General features: G+C 46.9%; 21 protein-coding genes. 6 read left to right on the forward strand and 15 right to left on the reverse strand.

Annotation, left to right across the window (positions count from 1 at the left end; genetic code table 11):
• Positions 1-12: 12 nt before the first annotated feature.
• Positions 13-525, reverse strand: coding sequence for a DUF948 domain-containing protein (locus EAT1B_RS03510; protein ID WP_012726752.1), 513 nt, complete (start codon positions 523-525; stop codon positions 13-15).
• Between the two features lie 169 nt (positions 526-694).
• On the opposite strand from EAT1B_RS03510, the gene EAT1B_RS03515 reads away from it, so the two are divergent.
• Positions 695-1,807 (forward strand): aminopeptidase, encoded by a 1,113-nt coding sequence (locus tag EAT1B_RS03515; protein ID WP_012726753.1) that lies wholly within the window; start codon positions 695-697, stop codon positions 1,805-1,807.
• Between the two features lie 42 nt (positions 1,808-1,849).
• Here the strand turns inward: EAT1B_RS03515 and EAT1B_RS03520 are convergent, their stop codons facing one another.
• The 6 genes from EAT1B_RS03520 to EAT1B_RS03545 all read right to left on the reverse strand — a co-directional run bounded on the left by EAT1B_RS03520 (position 1,850) and on the right by EAT1B_RS03545 (position 6,335).
• A complete protein-coding gene (locus EAT1B_RS03520) occupies positions 1,850-2,302 on the reverse strand; it encodes a DNA starvation/stationary phase protection protein (RefSeq protein WP_012726754.1) in 453 nt (150 codons plus the stop codon).
• 96 nt (positions 2,303-2,398) lie between these two features.
• Positions 2,399-3,706, reverse strand: a complete 1,308-nt coding sequence (murC, locus tag EAT1B_RS03525; protein WP_012726755.1) for a UDP-N-acetylmuramate--L-alanine ligase — start codon at positions 3,704-3,706, stop codon at positions 2,399-2,401.
• Positions 3,707-3,791: 85 nt separating this feature from the next.
• Entirely contained in the window at positions 3,792-4,499 is a 708-nt protein-coding gene (locus tag EAT1B_RS03530; protein ID WP_012726756.1) for a hypothetical protein, read from the reverse strand.
• A gap of 54 nt (positions 4,500-4,553) precedes the next feature.
• On the reverse strand, positions 4,554-5,168 hold the full coding sequence (ytpR, locus tag EAT1B_RS03535) for a YtpR family tRNA-binding protein (protein ID WP_012726757.1): 615 nt from the start codon (positions 5,166-5,168) through the stop codon (positions 4,554-4,556).
• A gap of 54 nt (positions 5,169-5,222) precedes the next feature.
• On the reverse strand, positions 5,223-6,017 hold the full coding sequence (locus tag EAT1B_RS03540) for a DUF1444 domain-containing protein (protein WP_012726758.1): 795 nt from the start codon (positions 6,015-6,017) through the stop codon (positions 5,223-5,225).
• Positions 6,018-6,023: 6 nt separating this feature from the next.
• Positions 6,024-6,335, reverse strand: coding sequence for a thioredoxin family protein (locus tag EAT1B_RS03545; RefSeq protein WP_012726759.1), 312 nt, complete (start codon positions 6,333-6,335; stop codon positions 6,024-6,026).
• Positions 6,336-6,450: 115 nt separating this feature from the next.
• Between EAT1B_RS03545 and EAT1B_RS03550 the strand changes: the two genes are divergently transcribed.
• The gene (locus EAT1B_RS03550; protein WP_012726760.1) at positions 6,451-6,783 is read left to right on the forward strand and encodes a hypothetical protein; all 333 of its coding nucleotides are present in this window, start codon (positions 6,451-6,453) and stop codon (positions 6,781-6,783) included.
• 34 nt (positions 6,784-6,817) lie between these two features.
• Here EAT1B_RS03550 and EAT1B_RS03555 read toward each other — a convergent pair whose 3' ends face one another.
• Complete coding sequence (locus EAT1B_RS03555; RefSeq protein WP_012726761.1) at positions 6,818-7,834, reverse strand: PTS transporter subunit IIC; 1,017 nt, start codon at positions 7,832-7,834, stop codon at positions 6,818-6,820.
• 150 nt (positions 7,835-7,984) lie between these two features.
• Positions 7,985-9,058: a M42 family metallopeptidase gene (locus EAT1B_RS03560; protein WP_012726762.1), complete on the reverse strand. Its 1,074-nt coding sequence runs from the start codon at positions 9,056-9,058 to the stop codon at positions 7,985-7,987.
• 138 nt (positions 9,059-9,196) lie between these two features.
• Here EAT1B_RS03560 and EAT1B_RS03565 point away from each other — a divergent pair, with 138 nt between their 5' ends.
• From EAT1B_RS03565 to dhaM, 4 genes are all read left to right on the forward strand, one after another.
• The gene (locus EAT1B_RS03565; protein WP_012726763.1) at positions 9,197-9,499 is read left to right on the forward strand and encodes a PepSY domain-containing protein; all 303 of its coding nucleotides are present in this window, start codon (positions 9,197-9,199) and stop codon (positions 9,497-9,499) included.
• A gap of 102 nt (positions 9,500-9,601) precedes the next feature.
• A complete protein-coding gene (gene dhaK, locus EAT1B_RS03570) occupies positions 9,602-10,579 on the forward strand; it encodes a dihydroxyacetone kinase subunit DhaK (RefSeq protein ID WP_012726764.1) in 978 nt (325 codons plus the stop codon).
• Between the two features lie 19 nt (positions 10,580-10,598).
• Positions 10,599-11,189: a dihydroxyacetone kinase subunit DhaL gene (gene dhaL, locus EAT1B_RS03575; RefSeq protein WP_012726765.1), complete on the forward strand. Its 591-nt coding sequence runs from the start codon at positions 10,599-10,601 to the stop codon at positions 11,187-11,189.
• Positions 11,190-11,199: 10 nt separating this feature from the next.
• The gene (gene dhaM, locus EAT1B_RS03580) at positions 11,200-11,550 is read left to right on the forward strand and encodes a dihydroxyacetone kinase phosphoryl donor subunit DhaM (RefSeq protein ID WP_255344467.1); all 351 of its coding nucleotides are present in this window, start codon (positions 11,200-11,202) and stop codon (positions 11,548-11,550) included.
• A gap of 38 nt (positions 11,551-11,588) precedes the next feature.
• Here dhaM and EAT1B_RS03585 read toward each other — a convergent pair whose 3' ends face one another.
• From EAT1B_RS03585 to thpR, 6 genes are all read right to left on the reverse strand, one after another.
• The gene (locus EAT1B_RS03585; RefSeq protein WP_230872823.1) at positions 11,589-12,098 is read right to left on the reverse strand and encodes a hypothetical protein; all 510 of its coding nucleotides are present in this window, start codon (positions 12,096-12,098) and stop codon (positions 11,589-11,591) included.
• Positions 12,099-12,203: 105 nt separating this feature from the next.
• Positions 12,204-12,851, reverse strand: a complete 648-nt coding sequence (trmB, locus tag EAT1B_RS03590; protein WP_012726768.1) for a tRNA (guanosine(46)-N7)-methyltransferase TrmB — start codon at positions 12,849-12,851, stop codon at positions 12,204-12,206.
• A gap of 284 nt (positions 12,852-13,135) precedes the next feature.
• Positions 13,136-13,930 (reverse strand): phosphotransferase family protein, encoded by a 795-nt coding sequence (locus tag EAT1B_RS03595; RefSeq protein ID WP_012726770.1) that lies wholly within the window; start codon positions 13,928-13,930, stop codon positions 13,136-13,138.
• 49 nt (positions 13,931-13,979) lie between these two features.
• A complete protein-coding gene (pulA, locus tag EAT1B_RS03600; protein ID WP_012726771.1) occupies positions 13,980-16,145 on the reverse strand; it encodes a type I pullulanase in 2,166 nt (721 codons plus the stop codon).
• A 19-nt stretch (positions 16,146-16,164) separates the two neighbouring features.
• Positions 16,165-17,004 carry an NERD domain-containing protein gene (locus EAT1B_RS03605; protein WP_012726772.1) on the reverse strand — a complete coding sequence of 280 codons (840 nt, stop codon included), beginning with the start codon at positions 17,002-17,004 and terminating at the stop codon, positions 16,165-16,167.
• A complete protein-coding gene (gene thpR / locus EAT1B_RS03610; protein ID WP_012726773.1) occupies positions 16,974-17,549 on the reverse strand; it encodes an RNA 2',3'-cyclic phosphodiesterase in 576 nt (191 codons plus the stop codon). The genes EAT1B_RS03605 and thpR overlap by 31 nt, the downstream gene beginning before the upstream one ends.

A 17,549-nucleotide genomic window follows, 5' to 3' on the forward strand; every position in this document is an offset into this window, starting at 1 on the left:
CCCGAAATTTAGTTATTTGATTGTATCGTCCGTTTGAATCAAATCAGGTGATACAGGTGTTTCTGCTTTCTTTTCACGTCGTGTACGGCGACGCGGACGTTCTTTTGAAGCAGATGCTTCCGGCTTGTTCTTCTTGAACAATTCGACCGCAACCGATCCCCATCGGACGGCTTGCGCAATCTGTTCTTTGTTTTCGTCTGCTGCCGAGTGGACAGATGTCGAGACGGTACGAACAGACTCGGTCACCTCGTTCAATGATGTCCCTAGCTCATCAAGCGCATGAGCGACAGGTGCGAGCAATTCTGTTTTTTCTTCGACGTTGTCCACGAGACGGTTCGTCTTATGTAAGAGCGCCGTCACTTCCATTGTGATGCCATCGAGCTGGCGTTCTAAATTTTCGGTCGTGTTGGCGACGCTTCCGAGTGTACGGTTTACATTCGACAAGACACGCGCCAAGAAGATGACGAGTACGACAAACGCGAGCGCCGCAATCAGGCCAGCGATGCCTCCTAATGTGATCTCCATTCAATCCATTCCTCCTATTCAATCGTTTCTTGTTTCATTATAGCACCATTATGACTGAAAAGATTTGCTACAACCGTTTTCGCCATTCGGTCTGATTATTCCTTTACCCGTTTTTATGTTTTCGATTACACTAAAATAGAAATTCATAAAAATAATTAGGGGTGATCGTGTGAGAGATCCAAGAATTACACAGTTAGCAGACGGTTTGATCAATTATTCCGTCAAGCTACAACCGGGGGAAAAAGTACTAATCGAGAACTTTGGCGTCGAGGAGTCGCTCGTTGAGGCACTCGTCGAAAAAGCATATGAAGCAGGCGGACACCCATTCGTCTTGTTGAAGGAGAGCCGTATCTTACGTAAGTTATATACGGGCGCAAGCCGAGAGCAACTCGAACTCATGGCCGACATCGAGCGTAAACAGATGCAGGCAATGGATGCCTACATCGGCTTACGTGCTGGTGATAACATCAACGAACTCTCTGACGTGCCGAGTGAGCAACAAAAACTCGTCGGTGCCACACTCGGGAAAATGCATACCGAAGACCGGGTCAAAGGAACAAAATGGGTCGTCCTTCGTTATCCATCCCCATCAATGGCGCAACTTGCTGGAAAATCGACAGAAGCGTTCGAAGACTTCTACTTCAATGTATGTACGCTCGATTACGGGAAGATGGACCGTGCAATGGACGGATTGGTCGAATTGATGAACAAGACGGACCGTGTCACGTTGAAAGGACCAGGAACGGACCTCTCGTTCTCTATTAAAGATATTCCGGCAATCAAGTGCTCGGGTCAAATGAACATTCCAGACGGTGAAGTGTTCACGGCACCGGTAAAAGATTCGGTCAATGGCGTGATCACGTACAATACGCCTTCTCCATACCAAGGATTCACGTTTGAGAATGTGAAGTTGACGTTCAAAGACGGAAAAATCGTGGATGCGACGGCCAATGATACAGAACGAATCAATGAAGTGTTCAACACAGATGAAGGAGCCCGTTACGTCGGTGAGTTCGCCATCGGTGTGAACCCATACATTCAACATCCGATGAAAGATATCCTCTTCGATGAGAAAATTGACGGCAGCTTCCACTTCACACCAGGTCAAGCGTATGATGAAGCCTATAACGGCAACAACTCATCTGTCCATTGGGATCTTGTCAACATCCAGCGCCCGGATTACGGTGGCGGCGAAATTTGGTTCGACGATGTACTCATCCGAAAAGACGGACGTTTCGTCATCGATGCCTTGCTTCCGCTTAATCCAGAAAACTTGAAATAACATAAAAATGGTGCGCCTGACAAAGGCGCACCATTTTTATGTTTATAATTTTGTTTTCTTCCCGAGGGCTGCAGACATCATCCAAATTTCTTTTTCGAGTCGCTCGATATGAGAGACGAATGTATCTTCAATCGCCTCATCGCCATCCTCAAATTTCTCCATCGCGTCTTGCATCTCTTGACGGATTTGTTTGAAGTCACTGATGATGTCTTTAATCATCTGATCTGTCTCGGCATGACGATCGCCTTCTTTTAACGTCGAATGTTCAAGATACTCTTTCATCGTCGCAAACGGTTCGCCGTCATTCATTAGTAGGCGTTCTGCCACGTCATCATAAAGTTCTGCCACTAAATTATAGAGCTCTTCTAGTTTTTCATGATACGTGAAGAAGTGCGGTCCACTGATATACCAGTGATAATTATGAAGTTTCACAAACAGTAATCCATAGTTCGCTACTTCTTTGTTCAATGTGTTGAGCGCAACTTGACTAGCCATTCCTAACATCTCCTTTGTCATATTCATCGATACTACTATTACCGAGATTTTGGATGGCTAAACATAAAAAAGAGAGACTTTCGTCTCCCTTCACACTTATGCTTCAAGTTTTACAACTTCTTCATATTCGCGCTGATACGTTTGAATATCACCGGCACCCATGAATAAGAGCACGGCATCGGCATGGTTGCGTAACACGCCTGTACCACCACGTTTTAAAATATGCGCGCCTTCGATTCGTGATTGGAGGTCTTCGATCGTGACCGTTCCTTCCTGCTCACGTGCTGAACCGAAAATATCACATAAATAGACAGTGTCCGCTTCGGCCAATGCCGTCGCAAAATCGTCCATGAATGATTTCAAGCGTGTATACGTATGTGGTTGGAAAATCGCAACGACTTCTCGATTGCCATACTTTTTCCGAGCCGCTTCGACCGTTGCACTGATCTCCCGCGGATGATGCGCGTAGTCATCGACAAGCACTTGGTCGTTTAACGTCGATTCACTGAATCGGCGTTTTACACCATTGAACGTCTCAAGACGCTCTTTCACCAATTCTTTCGGCAAGTTCTCGTAGTCGCATGTCGCAATGACAGCGAGCGCGTTCAACACGCTGTGGTCTCCATATCCAGGAATCCGGAACGTTCCGTAGAAGTCATCACGTAAAAAGACATCAAATGTCGTTCCATTTTCTGTCGATGTGACCTGTTCAGCACGGAAATCATTGTGCGCCCCGAAACCATAATAGACGAGCGGCACGTTGGCTTGAATCTGTTGAAGATTTTCGTCATCGCCACAAGCAATGATTCCTTTCTTCACTTGTTTCGCCATTTCTTGGAAAGCGTCAATGACGTCATCAAGACCAGAGAAATAGTCCGAATGGTCAAAGTCGATATTCGTCATAATCGCGTAGTCTGGACGGTAGTATAAGAAATGACGCTTGTACTCACAAGCTTCGAAGACGAAGTTTTTCGAATCCGCCACTCCTTCTCCCGTGCCATCGCCGATTAAGAACGATGTCGGTTCGATTCCACGCATGACGTGTGCAAGTAATCCCGTCGTTGACGTCTTCCCGTGTGACCCGGTGATAGCGACACTCGTGTAATGGTTCGCGAGTTCACCTAAAAACTCATAATACTTATAAATCGTCAATCCGAGTTCACGCGCACGCACGATTTCTGGATGATCATCACTGAACGCGTTTCCTTGCACAACGATTTGGTCTTCCGAAATATTTTCAGGATCGAATGGCAAAATTTCAATCCCTTTACGGTTCAATGCTTCTTCTGTAAAAAATGCTTTTTCAACGTCCGATCCACGGACCTCATTGTTCATATCAAATAAAATTTGAGCTAAAGGACTCATGCCCGTTCCTTTAATTCCGACGAAGTGATAACGGTTCATCTGTAAATAGCCCCCCTAATTCATTACGGCTCGTCAAAATGCGACAAACCTTTGTCATTATAGCAAAACTCACAGAGTCGTGCTATTACAGATTATTGTTTTTTTGCGCAAGTCGTCGGCTGCGGTACATCGCCATACGATCTTTTGGCGTCATCATCACATTTACAGGCGGTTGATCCGCTTTAAATGAGACTTGAACCGCTGGTGTCAAATCTGTGTCAAATGGCACTTCTTGCTGTTCAGATGGAGTTTGTAATCTTTCTGCAATCTGCTCAAGCGACGGACCGATTTGTTCCACCGATCCGTCAATATCTAGGTCAGTATGAGGAGTGGCATCTTGATGAGCCTCTACGACCGTCTCCTTTTTTGAACGGGATAAATCCGTTGATTGCATAAAAACAGATGAAAAGCCATTATCTAAAATCGAAACTTCACCAAGAATCGATTTTTCTTCCATGTCCATTTCCTCGGAAATCAGCTCGTTGGACTCTTTGCTCCATTCAGGTTCAGAGACGGGTTCAGTAGATGACTCTTGGATTGGCTCTTCCGTCGTAGAATGAGTAGATGCCATCGTTGAATCATACGCATCTCTCGTTTCAGGAGAGTGTTCGACCGGAAGGACAATCTTTGGTTTCGGACGAGCATATCCATAAATCGGTGACGGGACGTCTGACGGAATAAATTCCTCGGTTACCTCTACCTTTGGCGGAGGGGAACCTTTTTGTCCTTCTTTCGACAGTTCTCGTTTGATTCGCTCTGCTTGTTGCTTTAGTGAACGTTCATATGCATCCATACTTGATTCCTCGCTTTTTCACTCAATCCATATTTAACAAAAAATCGGTCGAATTTAGCGACCGATTTTAAATGCTGTACCTACTTCATATTCGTCATCTAATACTAAAATCCCTTTTTCTTGCGGGGCGTTCGGAAGGTTTAATTCACGGGCAGAACAAATCATCCCGTGTGAACTTTCACCACGGAGTGCAGACGGACGGATAATCAAACCAGTCGGCATCACCGCACCCGGTTTTGCGACAACGACTTTTTGCCCGGTTGCCACATTCGGTGCGCCACATACTATTTGAACAGTCCCTTGGTCGATTTGAACTTGACAGATTGACAGTTTGTCAGCGTCCGGGTGTTTTACTGCGCTTTCAACATACCCGACGACAAACTTCGGCGTCACGTCAACCCATGAAAAGTCCTCTTCAATCCCGTTATCATTCAAGATAGATTGCAACTGTTCCACTAATTCAACTGTCAACTCAACAGGACCATTCCATCCTGTCACATCAACATGTTGACTTGCTTGAAACAGGTTGTACCCATTCACTTCTCCGTCTGCCGACTTGACGATTGCCACGTCTCCCGTCCGCTCGACAGATTGATGATGTCGTTCTCCTTCTTTTAACAACACCATGAGTACATCACCGATTCCTTCTCGGTTATAAAACACATTCATTTGCATACGTTCCTACGTCCCTTCTTTCAAACTCATCTCACTTATTTTATCAGATTATGTGTTCGATGGCGGGGTCTTTTTTCCGACAATGAAAATCGGTTCAAGTTTCCCCGCCTCATAGTGAAAGGCGAGTGCAGTGACGGGAATTCGACCATTTGTGAAGAAATCAAACATCAGTTGCTGCATCGCATCATATCCTTGGTCATTTCGAATGTCCGCAACGATCATCACATCCTGATGCGGGACACCGACGAGCATATCCCCTTCAATCCGTCGTTCCATTAGCCGAAGAAACTCGTCATTTAACACACGAGATGCCTCGTAACCATCACGAGTTGATAAGAAGTAGAATGGGTTTCCAGCCACTTCGTCTTGTTTCATCTCGGTCGGTAGTTTTTTCACATTCTCACGGGCGATTCGCTCGATGCGGTCGAGCGTCATTTCATCCGAAAGGTGGCGTTCTTCAATCAACCGATATCCGTTTCCACGGTCCAGCGCATAAAAAATCGCGGTCTCGGCCGTGTGCGGGGTGAATGCAAGTGCTTCTCCATTTTTTGTCGTCTTCGAGAAAGAGTTCGAACGAATGACCGGATAGATGGCATCTTCATTTCCGGTGAGGGAGATTTGATCATCCGCCTTCATCGCTGATTCGATATACTCGATGACTTCATCGACGGCAACCGTACCGCGTGTCTTAGCCTTTGCCACAATCGGCGCAAGGCGGATATTGACCCCAAAACGGTCAGATTTCCGCTCGACGCGCAGTACCTCATTCTCACGGTCGTAAGAAGTACGGTATTCTTCATTAAAATGCGATTCTAGATAACGTCTTAACTCATTCCGTTCCATAAAGGCTCACCCTAATCCGTTCAAGAAAGCTTCAACCTGTTCCGGTGTCTTCCGTTCACGACCGACGTAGCGATCAACCTCATTGCCATTTTCAAACGCAACAAAGCTTGGGATGCCAAAAATATCAAGTTCTTGCGCAAGTTCCATGAACTCGTCACGATCGACGTAATAGAACGTCCATGCTTCAAATTTCTTCTCGATTTCCGGCATGAATGGGTCAAGGAATCGGCAATCTCCACACCATGTCGCCGAAAACATAAGGACACTTTTCGCTTCTTTTGCTTCGATATATTCTGCCATTGTTGATAGTCGTTTCATGATTATCACTCCTGTTCGTTTTTTCCTCACTTATAATAGCATAAGTCAAGTCACACATTCTGCTCTGCTGTTTGTTATAATCAAAGCCGAAACTAGTTGAAACAGGTGAAGCTGAATGAAATTAACACGCGAAACGTTAAACCCTGAAATGAAGCACCCTCTTGAACAGATGGTCGGTGTATTTGGAATGCTTGCCATTTTGCGATACGGCTACTTGTTTATTGACACTGATAAAACGAGACTAGAAATCTTGATTTGGCTCGTTGTCGGTTTCGCCGTCATTTATGTGCTCGAAAAATATCTCAAGAAATTGGCACGTCACTTACCCATCGTTCGAAAGCGTTTCTTGATCCCCATTTACGTGATTGTGCTCATGTTATTCTTAATCAGTTTCCGCGTCCCTCGTGAGACGGTTGAGTCCGTGAAAATGTGGTTCGGAATTGGATGAAAAAGAGCAACGTTTCGAGGAACGTTGCTCTTCTTTAGTAATCAATTTTTAAATCATTCGGTTGAATCCGACCGGTTCTTCGCAAGACTACGTATACCGCGTAACTCAATAAGGCTGGTCCAATTATGAGGAAACCAAAGACGACGAGAAAGGTATACCAGCTAAAGCCCATCGTTTCAAGCATGACAATCGGGCCGACGAGTCCACTTGTTCCCATGCCTGCCCCCGCAGCGACACTTTCCAGTTCAAACAACAGAATCGCGATTGGAGCCAATACAGCCCCGGCCATTGTTGGCGGAAGAAGAATCCAAGGGTTTTTCACAATGTTCCCGACTTGAAGCATAGAGGTGCCGATTCCTTGAGCAATCGCCCCACCGACCCCATTATCACGATAACTCGTGATGGCAAACCCAATCATCTGAGCCGCGCAACCGACAGTCGCTGCTCCAGCGGCAATTCCGTTCAAACCGAGCATCAATGCGATGGCAGCACTTGAAATCGGTGCCGTTAACGCAAGTCCCATCAATGTCGCGACGACCACTCCCATGAACAACGGCTGTTGCTCCGTGCCCCATTCAATCCAACCACCGAGTTGCGTCATGAATAAGCCGACATACTTGCCGATATACGTCGCAGTGAGGTAGCCTACGGCAATCGTTGTGAACGGCGTCACTAAAATATCTAGTTTCGTCGATTTAGAGACAAGTTTTGAGACTTCAACTGCAAGAATTGTCGCAACGTAACTTCCTGCCGGTCCGAACTCATATCCAAACGCCCCGACAACGAGCGCAGAAAACAAAATGAGCGGCGGCGCCTCTAACGCATAGGCGATGGCAATCCCGATTGCCGGTCCGGTCAAACTCATGGCGACATCCCCGATTTGAATCAACGTGGCACTCATCCCTGTGAATGTCGTTCCTTCGAGCTGACCTCCGATCGTTTTCATGATCAGACCGATGATTAACGTACTAAACAAACCAAGTGCCATATAACTTAGCGCCGTCACAAAATAAAGCGACGGGCTCAATGAGATTCCTTTTTTCTTGAACATAACATATCCTCCTTACACTTATACAGGTGTCTTGTCATGAGTAACATACATGTATAAACACCTTTATCAGTATAAGACGTTTTCATGAAATAGCAAGAACATCCATTAAAAAACCGTCCACTCATCTTTCGAGTGAACGGAATGTTTGATTTACAGAGACGGACGTAGCGTTTCAAGTGTCGAACGATCAAGCCGCTTGACCAACGCTTTGAGCAACGCTTTCGCTGCATCGTAGTCATCCGTATGAAGAATCGAGGCATGTGTATGGATATAACGAGATGCGACGCCAATGACGGCTGTCGGCACCCCTTCTCCGCTCATGTGAACGCGCCCCGCATCGGTGCCGCCTGGCGAGACGAAATATTGTGTCTTGATGTTTTCGTCTGAAGCCGTATCGAGTAAGAAATCACGCATTTCAGGAGACATGACCATGACGCGATCTAAAATTCGGATCAATGCTCCCTCACCGAGCTGACCGAACTCCGTTTTACTTCCTGAAGCATCATTAGCCGGTGAAGCATCGAGTACGAGTGCCACATCTGGCTGAATCAATTCAGATGCTGTCTGCGCTCCACGTAATCCGACTTCTTCTTGCACGGTAGCACCCGAGAACAAGATGTTTGGATGATCCGCTTTTGTCGTTTCCTCCAACAATTCGATTGCAAGACCGACGCCATAACGATTGTCCCAAGCTTTGGCCATAATCTTTTTCGGGTGATGAAGTGGGGTAAATGCGCTCGATGGAACAGCAGGGACCCCCGGACGTACACCCCATGACTCTGCTTCTTCTTTCGAATCTGCTCCGATATCGATAAACATCTGCTTGATGTCCATCGGTTTACTCATTGCATCTGGACCTAACAAATGAGGCGGTGTCGAAGCGACGACACCCGGAATTTTACCGTTCGACGTGATGATGTCGAAGCGTTGCGCCATGAGCACTTGGTTCCACCAGCCACCGAGTGGTTGTATGTAAAGCATGCCGTTCTCGGTGATCCGTGTCACCATAAAAGCGACCTCATCCATATGTCCGGCTACCATGACTTTCGGTCCCGACTCGTCTCCGACACGTTTTCCAAAAATTGATCCGATGCCATCCGTGACAATTTCATCTGAATGGGGTTCAATTCGTCCACGTACAAATTGACGAACTTCAGACTCGAACCCAGGAGCTCCTGGGAGTTCTGTTAGCGTCTTAAATAAATCTCTCGTCTTCTGATCCATCTTTCATCATCCTTTCCTAACCGTTCTTGTCTCATTATATACAAAAGTTTTGACAGGATGCGAATGCTTTTCATTCCATTCGGGTACAGGTTTTGGTACGATGTACATGATAGCCATAGTTCAAGGGGAGGTAGTCATATGAAAAAAAGGTATTGGTTTATTGGAATCGGGGTTGCCGTCATTGCCGCACTTATGACGAAAAAAGCTTTAGATGAACGTAGCTTATCTGCAGAAAACGCCTTAGAGTACACGAAGCGTGCTTTCTCAGCAAAAGGTCATGTCCAAGGGGCATGGATTTCTGCATCACCGGAGATTTACACATACGACGGTCGTGAATACGACGTCTACAAAGGTGGCATCTCGGTTCTTGAGAACGATGAAGAGAAAACATATGAGTTTACAGTCGACTCTGAGACTGGCGCATTACTCGAATATGCATGACATGAAACCGACGAATGATTCGTCGGTTTTTTTGTTTAGTTCCCTCGAAAGAGTGGAAAATTGAAATTGGTAGTTTTCAATTTAAAAAAGGAGTGATCTCGCGTGAAGAAGCTAATCGGTGAAGCAAGTGAACTCGTATCGCAAATGGTTGAAGGGATGGTCCATGCCCATCCTGAAATGTATGGTCGCGTCGACGGTGTGAATGTCATCTGTCGGGCTGACGGAGCGAAGTCTGGAAAAGTCGGTCTCGTATCTGGAGGCGGTAGTGGTCACGAGCCGGCCCACGCTGGATATGTCGGGGACGGTATGCTCGATGCGGCAGTATGTGGGGAAGTGTTCACCTCTCCTACTCCGGACATGGTACTTGAAGGAATCAAAGCAGCTGACGGCGGAAACGGCGTTCTTTTGATTGTGAAAAACTATTCCGGCGACGTGATGAACTTTGAGCTCGCCGCAGAACTGGCCGAAGGCGATGGCATCAAAGTCGACCACGTCGTCGTCGCCGATGATGTCGCCATTTCGAACAAAGAAGATCGACGCGGGGTGGCCGGAACGGTCTTTGTTCACAAAATTGCCGGAGCCGCTGCCGCTAGTGGCAAATCACTCGAAGAAGTCAAATCCATCGCCGAAAAAGTAGCTTCACACGTTCGCTCCATGGGGATGGCCGTAGAACCTTGTTACATGCCGGTCAGTGGTAAACCAGGTTTCGACTTGAACGAGGAAGAGATGGAAATCGGCATCGGGATTCACGGGGAACGTGGTGTCGAGCGGAAACCGACGAGTGATGTCGACCAAATCGTCGACGACCTCCTCAGTCACTTGAAAAAAGAAGTCGAGCCAGGAGAAGTTGCCGTCATGGTGAACGGAATGGGCGGAACGCCGTTGTCTGAGTTATACGTGACCTATCACTTCGTTGCGGAAAAACTGGAAGCTGCTGGGTATACCCTTAAACGGAAGTATGTCGGCAACTACATGACTTCACTCGAGATGCATGGGTTCTCCATCACGCTGCTCCCTCTCGATGATGAGATGACGACATATCTCGACGCTCCTTCGGCAGCACTTGGATTCAAAATTTAATAAATGAGGTGTTTGGTTTATGTTGACGATTGATCGGATGAAGCAGGCGTTACGTGACGCACAAGTTGGCATCGAAGAGCAAAAGGATACGTTGACCGATTTAGACCGGGCCATCGGCGACGGAGACCATGGCATCAACATGTCTCGTGGTTTTGATGCGGTCTCCACTATTCTAGATGAGGATTATGACTCTCTTGGAGCACTTAGTAAAAAGGTCGGGATGACCCTCATGTCGAAAGTCGGAGGCGCGGCCGGACCTTTATACGGTTCAGCTTTCGTGAAGATGGCAACCAAATTCGGGGATGCGACCGAAGCGGACTTTAGCTTACTCAAGGAGGCACTCCAGGAAGGTTCGAATTCCATCAAAGCACGAGGGAAATCGGAAGTCGGCCAAAAAACAATGGTCGACGTCTGGGACCCGTTCCTCGAGCAAGTCCAACAAGGGGAAGATTATAAACAGAAGTTGGACGAGCTTGTCCAAAAAACAGAAGATATGGTGGCCACGAAAGGAAGAGCCTCTTACTTCGGAGAAAACTCTCGCGGAACCGTTGACCCGGGTGCCCTTTCTAGCTCAATTCTCTTGGCCGCGATTATGAAGGAGGTCGATTGACATCGTTGAATTGATCATCGTCTCGCACAGCGCAAAAATTGCGGAAGGAATCCAAGATTTGATGAAGGAAATGGCACCGTCCGTGCCCATTCATCTTGCAGGTGGCCTTGAGGATGGCGCTATCGGAACAGATGTGAATCGCATCTTATCGGCGCTCGATCAAGTCGAAGGAGAAGCACTTCTCCTCAGTGATATCGGATCGGCGACAATGAATGCGGAACTCGCCATCGATATGTACGAAGGTGACAAACATGTCGAATTTTTCGATGGTCCCATTGTCGAAAGTTCCTTCATCGCCTCTGTTTCTTCAGGAAATGGGATGTCACTCGCTGACATCGTCGGACAGTTAAAGCAACAGTAAAAAGTACCCCGTTCTCTTGAACGGGGTACTTTCATGTATTATCTTGGGTTGTCATTCTTTTCATATACGGCATTCATATATGAACTTGTTGAATAGAAACGTGGTACGACCAAGAACAAAATGAGTGCTGGAATCGCAATCAATAGAAGCAAGACCAATACCGGTAACCAATAGACAATCTGTTGACCGAGCATGTCGATGTTCGCGTCCGCAAACTCTGAGGCTCCTTCTACTTCTACGAGATCCGCTGATGTAAGAATCTTGTTGTCTGTCGCATCAAAGTAATGGTACTCGGTTTTACGTGTGATGAAGATCCCATCACGAATCGTATCGAGTTCTACGACAGCCGCGATGACTTCGTTACCGTTTGAATGGCGAAGCGTCTCTTCTTTGATGATTTCAGCTGTTCCTTCTTTATAGTCGTAATGCGTTGCTTTCAAATCCTCTTCGAGAGCGTCTAAGAACGCTTCGTTCGCTGAGGTATTCATTGGTGCGATTGTTAGAATGAAGATTACTGCAAGCAGGCTTGCCCATGCTTTTTTCAACATCCCCATGTTCCCCCTTCTCTTATTCCAGTTTAGCGTCATTCCTATTGTACCAAGAAGAAAGAAAAAAGTGTGAAGAAAATACTATTAAAATAAGAAAAAAGCGTGTCAATTTTTCGGACGGAAGACGGCTTCCATTCGGTAAATCGGCTGACCGAGCGCACTAAAGCGCTCTTCATACTCTGTTCGAATATTATCTTCTGGTTCATTGACATGTAAATCTAGTGAAATTTCTGTGAAGAACATCCCGTATTGACTCATGCTCTGAAGCGAATATTCAAACAATCCACGGTTGTCCGTCTTGAAATGAATCTCTCCAGCTTTCGGAAGAATCGCCTCATATGTCGCTAAAAACGTCTTATACGTTAGGCGTCGTTTCGCATGTCGTGTCTTTGGCCACGGATCGGAGAAGTTTAAGTAGACGCGATCGACTTCTCCCGCTTCAAAATAGTCGACGAGTCGTTTCGCATCGACCGTCAACACTCTCACGTTCGGCATCGGGGTTTCGACTAATTTTTGTACGATGGAGACGGCTACACTCTCAAACAACTCGATTGCAATAAAGTTCACATCCGGGTGTTGTTTCGCCATCCCTAAAATAAATTGTCCTTTTCCTGAACCGACCTCGATAAAAAGCGGGTGGTCATTCCCGAATTCAGTGCTCCAGTTACCCTTCAACTGTTCAGGATGTTGAATAAATACATGTTCTTGAGCTTCCATATATTCTTTTGCCCAAGGCTTATGTCGTAAACGCATGAAAATCCTACCTTTCGTTCATCAAATGTTCAAGTTTAATGGGAATATGCACGTTACGGACGAGCAGTCCTCTTGCGATTATACACGAAATCATAGTTTAATGAACGTGAATCATCCTTCACAAGGAGGTTAAATACAATGAGTACTTTAGATCAGTTCCTTATTTTTTATGCAGCTCCACTGACGTTTTTTGCTGGTGTCATCGCAACGTTCGTTTGGGCTTACTTTATGAATCCAGACGACATTTAACACATTCAAAAAGGGGTGGCGAACAGCCATCCCTTTTAATTGATTCGTTCGTACGCCTCATCCATCAGCTCACGTAATACATGAAATCCTTCAGTTCGCGCCGAGTCATTCTCTTCCCCATAGATTGTCAAAATCGTCTGGGCGATTGCATACCAATGCATTCGATTATGGAGCTCACTCGAGACACGTACCCCGTAATGAGAGAACCAGCGCTCCCACTCCACTTCATCCATATAGCTATAGACAACCATCGCCAAATCGAACGCGCGGTCTGCAATGATCGCGTCATCCCAATCCGTCAAGTAGAGTAGGCCGCTCTCATCCTCAATCCAATTATTATGGTTTAAGTCAGAATGACAGACGACAAATTCTTGCTCGTCGACTTTTGGCAAATGGTGCTTTAGCCATTGTACGGCTTCTCCGATGATTGGGTCTGTTTCATCTTGTTCATATGCTTCACACTGACGGAGCAACAAGTGCGGCGTCACCGGTGTGTGGTTCAGCTGTTGCAACATGAATAATAGCTCTTTCGAATTATGAATCTTGCCGAGTTGCGCCGCGACATCAGGTCGCTTCATATCTTCTGGTGAAAGTTCGCGGCCTTCGATAAATTGTTGGGCGCTTAACACGTCCCCGTTAAACATTCGCTTTGTCCAAAGAAGCTTTGGTACGATTCCTTCCGCTGACAAGATCGCCAGAAACGGAGAAGAATTTCGTTTGACAAAAATCTTCTGTTGGCGCGTCGTCGCTACATACGCTTCGCCCGTGATGCCTCCGGCTGAAGCGACTGTCCACTCTTTCCCGAGCGCACCGACTATATCTGAATACATATTCATCACGCTCAAATCTTACTTGAATTAAAGAGATACAATCAACATCTTAACACGCGAGAATCGTCATTGACAACGACTCGACTTGAATGTGTGCCGGGTTTCGTGCGAGTGGAACGAGACTTGCCGTTTCTCCTTGAACGTAAACGTTCCATTTCGCATCGCTCTCAAATGAAAGCGAGTCGAACGTACCGTTCACATAGACGCGAACCCGTTGCCACGCATCGTAAGAATGACTGGCCGTCAGCTCATAGATAATGACGCCAGGCGGCGATGGGAGAAACGTGAAATGGTCAATCACTTCTTGTCTCGAATCATAGCGGAAACATGTATGGAGTCGCCGTAACTTCAAGAGCGTCTTCACATACTCGATTTCCTTGATCCGTCTGTCACGAAGATCCCAATCAAAATGATTGATGTGATCGGGTGAATTATAACTGTTCTCGACACCATGTTTCGTGCGTCCGAACTCTTGACCGGCATGGATGAACGGGATACCTTGAGATGTGATGACGACCGCATTGGCAAGACGTTGCATGGCAAGACGAGTCGTCTCATCGACTCCTTCACAAGATAACATTAACTTGTCATAGATCGTATAGTTGTCATGGGCTTCCGCATAATTGATGGAGTAAGCCGGACTCGGGAAACGTCCGACCGTCACGTTCGGAATATGCACGGCTCCGGTGAGACACTCTCGAAGTTCCCACTCTCTCCACTCATTGCCAGAGATGAATCCGCGTTCCCTGTCATTAAACGTTGACCCTTTTAATGCATCTCGAATCATATCGTTGAAGTGTCCGATACCAGGCATGCGTGCAGCATTTTGTGACGTTGCCTTCAATGACTGTCCAAGCGGCGTCGCCAAGTCCCACCCTTCTCCATAGACGAGAATGGAGGGATCCACCTTATCGAGCGCGGCCCGCACTTGATTCATCGTTTCGACATCATGAATCCCCATCAAATCGAAGCGGAACCCATCCACTTGATACGTCGTCGCGAAATACGTCACGAAGTCCACAATCATACGTCGCATCATATAGCGTTCCGATGCCGTGTCATTTCCGACCCCGGTCCCGTTCGCTATCGTCCCGTCGTGCTCGTATCGAAAATAATAGTATGGTACGAGCGCTTCGAGTGGGGATTGTTCTCGAATGTAAATATGATTCATCACGACGTCTGTGACGACTCGAAGACCCGCTTGATGCAGGTCAGAGACGAGTGTCGCATATTCGAACACACGACTCATCGGCACATCGGGTCTTGAGGCATAACTTCCTTCAAGCCCGAACCAATGAATCGGGTCATAGCCCCAGTTGTACGGCATACGAGTCGCCTCATCGACACTTCCAAAATCATGGACAGGGAGTAACTGGACATGCGTCACGCCAAGCTCTTTTAAATAGTCGAGTCCGGCACTGTTACCTTCTTTCGTCCGAACTCCTTTTTCAGACACCCCACCATACAGCCCTTTCAATTGACTCATCGATGAGGGGTGGCTTGTGAAGTCTCGGATGTGCAACTCATAGATGACGGCATCCGTTGCCTTCCATAAAGGGGGGCGCACGGCTTGTTCGACCTGTTTCTTGACAAATCGCGCCACATCTTGCAATACACCATACTCACCGTTCAAACTCAGGGCTCGCGCATAAGGGTCAACGACTTGCCTCGTGTCGACCGGTGTCTTCACTTCTATGCGATACAACATTCCTTGGAACGCTTGTGGTATTTCGCCACTCCATTCCCCACGTGTGCCGCGATTCATGTGAAATCGCTCAATTTCTCGGTGATTCGTGTCATCATGTACCGTAATCCACATGGATAAAGCAACCGGAGACCATACCGTCACTTCCATTCCGTGCGGCGTAAACGATACGCCGAGTGGACCATCATATGAGAAACGCCGTTCGAATTCCTCTGAACGGACGATTTCTCTTGGTACGACAACCGTCGTCTTTTGACCCGGGTGGCAGACGGTGTATAACGTTTCTAAAGAGATTGGTTCCTTTAAACGAAGGATTTGTTCGACCTTTCCGGATTCCGTCACAAACTGTTGCTCGACGAGGTAGTCGACCGGGCGTCCATTCTGTTCGATTTGTACTGGAACGGATTCATATTCGCGCACAATCTCAAGTTGTATGGTCTCAAATGATACGAAAGACGCACTCTCGATGGTCACATGTGAGGCGGTCTTTTGATCTGGTGTGTGATGCATATGCGTCCCTTCCTCTCAATCACTGATCCATGAATTGACGAAACGGTAACTTGGCAGTCACTTCTAATACGGTGGCAACGTCACGAATCTGCTGTGCTTTTACAATCGGTGCACGACCGTTCACTTGTTTCATCCATTCCGTATATTCGTTACGACCGATATATTGGGTCGATCGAATAGTTGGAACGTTATCAAAATATCCATTTGTCGCAATGACGACTTTTTGTAGCACACCCGCATAGTCTGGTAGGATTTGACGAATCAGTTCCTCTGTCCGTGTCAATGCAATTAGCGGGTTCACTACACGGGTATTTTCCCCTTTCAGCGGTTGATGAACCCATGTCTTCTCTTTCGATATGTGATAGATACTTCGATCGCCTTCAAGCCATTCTATGATATACAGATGCGTCGGTCCGATGATGAGGTGGCTCAACTCAACCGTTGCACCATTCCATTCGATGACCGGTCGATACAAGAAAAAGTGTCGTTCGTTCCAATCGGTACGCATCACACGATAGGCGAAGTCACGAATAAACGCCAGATGTGGTAAATCCGTCTCAAGCACCCCTTCACAAGCGAATTGAAGCTTTTGGATATGCCGACGCTCCCGTAACAGCTTTTGATATTGCGATTCAGAGAGCGGCTTTGGCTCTAATTCAATTCGCTCCGTCTTCGCCCAAAACTTCCACCACGGTCTTTCGATTTCGAGCACTTCGACCGGATTCAAGCGATTGTTTTCATGAAGGCGCTGTAGGCGTGCCGTATCGGATTCCACATACTCCAAATAACGATTATATTGATCTAATACATCACGTTCATATTTTGAGATTACGTCAAAAATTTTAACCGGGATTGCCATATATCCTCCTCTGGCCGTCTTAGCGGAAATACGTCTACTGCTCGATAGGCAGGTGTATGAGTCGGCTGTACTTCATATAAAATTAATTCTTCTACTGATTCCGTCGCGTGAAATTCAGGGGGGACGTATGGGACACGCTCCCCTTCGCCCCATTTTTTAGCGAGTGTCACGTGAGGGACAAACGACTTCCGGTCCAATCTTGGAATCACATCAACTAGTTCATGGCGGAGGGAATGCGCCAACCGTTGAAGGGGCTCGGAGGCATCCGGAACGATGGTTAGAACGCGGGGCCGATCTGGTCGCCCGAAATGGTCGATGGCTCGAAACTCCAACGTGAACGGCAGAGTCTCCTCACAGATTCTACGCGTAATTTCTTTTACTTCGTCTAATTCATCCTCGTCCACGCTTCCTAAAAATTGTATCGTCATATGAAACTCTTCAGGCCGATAGATTCGGCGATAGGAGTAATAAGGTAAGATGGTTTGCTGTACGTCAACCAGTTCCGTTGATTCAATGGGAATCGCGATAAAGTAATGCGTACTCAT

The sequence above is a fragment of the Exiguobacterium sp. AT1b genome, assembly GCF_000023045.1.
Lineage (GTDB): Bacteria > Bacillota > Bacilli > Exiguobacteriales > Exiguobacteriaceae > Exiguobacterium.

Coding starts and splice junctions, on each gene's coding strand:
- EAT1B_RS03510 (WP_012726752.1), bottom strand. CDS start 525: ATGGAGATCACATTAGGAGGCATCGCTGGCCTGATTGCGGCGCTCGCG.
- EAT1B_RS03520 (WP_012726754.1), bottom strand. CDS start 2,302: ATGGCTAGTCAAGTTGCGCTCAACACATTGAACAAAGAAGTAGCGAAC.
- murC (WP_012726755.1), bottom strand. CDS start 3,706: ATGAACCGTTATCACTTCGTCGGAATTAAAGGAACGGGCATGAGTCCT.
- EAT1B_RS03530 (WP_012726756.1), bottom strand. CDS start 4,499: ATGGATGCATATGAACGTTCACTAAAGCAACAAGCAGAGCGAATCAAA.
- ytpR (WP_012726757.1), bottom strand. CDS start 5,168: ATGAATGTGTTTTATAACCGAGAAGGAATCGGTGATGTACTCATGGTG.
- EAT1B_RS03540 (WP_012726758.1), bottom strand. CDS start 6,017: ATGGAACGGAATGAGTTAAGACGTTATCTAGAATCGCATTTTAATGAA.
- EAT1B_RS03545 (WP_012726759.1), bottom strand. CDS start 6,335: ATGAAACGACTATCAACAATGGCAGAATATATCGAAGCAAAAGAAGCG.
- EAT1B_RS03550 (WP_012726760.1), top strand. CDS start 6,451: ATGAAATTAACACGCGAAACGTTAAACCCTGAAATGAAGCACCCTCTT.
- EAT1B_RS03555 (WP_012726761.1), bottom strand. CDS start 7,834: ATGTTCAAGAAAAAAGGAATCTCATTGAGCCCGTCGCTTTATTTTGTG.
- EAT1B_RS03560 (WP_012726762.1), bottom strand. CDS start 9,058: ATGGATCAGAAGACGAGAGATTTATTTAAGACGCTAACAGAACTCCCA.
- EAT1B_RS03565 (WP_012726763.1), top strand. CDS start 9,197: ATGAAAAAAAGGTATTGGTTTATTGGAATCGGGGTTGCCGTCATTGCC.
- dhaL (WP_012726765.1), top strand. CDS start 10,599: ATGTTGACGATTGATCGGATGAAGCAGGCGTTACGTGACGCACAAGTT.
- EAT1B_RS03585 (WP_230872823.1), bottom strand. CDS start 12,098: ATGTTGAAAAAAGCATGGGCAAGCCTGCTTGCAGTAATCTTCATTCTA.
- trmB (WP_012726768.1), bottom strand. CDS start 12,851: ATGCGTTTACGACATAAGCCTTGGGCAAAAGAATATATGGAAGCTCAA.
- EAT1B_RS03595 (WP_012726770.1), bottom strand. CDS start 13,930: ATGTATTCAGATATAGTCGGTGCGCTCGGGAAAGAGTGGACAGTCGCT.
- pulA (WP_012726771.1), bottom strand. CDS start 16,145: ATGCATCACACACCAGATCAAAAGACCGCCTCACATGTGACCATCGAG.
- EAT1B_RS03605 (WP_012726772.1), bottom strand. CDS start 17,004: ATGGCAATCCCGGTTAAAATTTTTGACGTAATCTCAAAATATGAACGT.
- thpR (WP_012726773.1), bottom strand. CDS start 17,549: ATGAGTACGCATTACTTTATCGCGATTCCCATTGAATCAACGGAACTG.